At 65.4% G+C, this 321-nt stretch carries 1 pseudogene; it reads left to right on the top strand.

Going from position 1 to position 321, the window contains the following annotated elements:
* Positions 1–321: pseudogene (locus E0702_RS16250) on the top strand (C4-dicarboxylate ABC transporter substrate-binding protein); the annotation flags it as partial.

The raw sequence follows: 321 nt of genomic DNA, 5'->3' as shown, positions 1-321 counted from the left end.
CCTGCGGGATACGTGGCGGTGCCGCGCTGGCAGGCGTCGATCTGGGGCAAGGGCGAGCCGGTGCGCACCCTCGACGATCTGCGCACCAAGAAGCTACGCGTCTGGAGCGGCGACCAGGTGGAGACCTTCACCAAGCTTGGCGTGGCGGCCCAGATCGTCGGGCAAACCGAGCTTTACGTGGCACTGCAGACCGGCGTGGTGGACTGCGCGGTGTACCCGGCGCTTTTTGCACACACGATCTCGCTGCATGAGGTGACGGATTATGCCTCCTACCTCTATCCGGTGGCGGGCGTGCCCTATGTGCTGGGTGTGAGTGAGGGT

It is taken from the genome of Halomonas marinisediminis, from assembly GCF_004347715.1.
In the GTDB taxonomy this organism is placed as follows: Bacteria; Pseudomonadota; Gammaproteobacteria; order Pseudomonadales; family Halomonadaceae; genus Halomonas; species Halomonas icarae.
This window is presented reverse-complemented; position numbering and strand designations above follow the sequence as displayed.